The sequence below is a fragment of the Geobacillus sp. DSP4a genome (assembly GCF_013096875.1).
GTDB classification, from domain to species: Bacteria; Bacillota; Bacilli; order Bacillales; family Anoxybacillaceae; genus Geobacillus; species Geobacillus thermophilus.
Map to the genome: position 1 here is coordinate 1 of NZ_SDLD01000185.1, position 521 is coordinate 521.

1 protein-coding gene is annotated in these 521 nt (G+C 48.6%); it reads left to right on the forward strand.

The features are described from left to right. Window positions 1-521 (forward strand): IS66 family transposase zinc-finger binding domain-containing protein (locus ETC02_RS16915; protein WP_171698471.1); only part of this gene is annotated, 521 nt, incomplete at both ends.

Consider the following 521-nt stretch of genomic DNA (forward strand, 5'->3'; position numbering starts at 1 on the left):
CTACGCAAAGAAAATGAACAACTGAAGTACCGTGTTCAAGAGCTGGAAGCACGCACGAAAAAAAACAGCTCCAATAGCCATTTGCCCCCATCTTCTGACCGTTTTGAGAAAAAGCGTTCCTCCCGCGAGCCGTCTGGCAAAAAGCCTGGTGGGCAAGAGGGACATGAGGGGAAGACGCTCCGTCAAGTGGAACATCCACATCATCGTGTCGTCCACCGTGTGCATACGTGTCAAGGATGTGGAGCTTCTTTGCGTGAAGTCAAACCGTTCAAAGTCGATATCCGTCAAGTGTTTGATGTCCCTCCTGTGGCGATCGAGGTGACACAACATGAACGTGAAGTGAAATCGTGTCCACATTGTCGATGCGTGCAACAAGCCGAATTCCCATCCCATGTCACGAATCATGTGCAATACGGTCCACGGCTCACGGCGCTCGTTGTTTATTTACATCATATCCAATTGATCCCGTACAAGCGTTTAAGTGATACAATCGAAGCGTTATATCAACACTCGATTAGTAC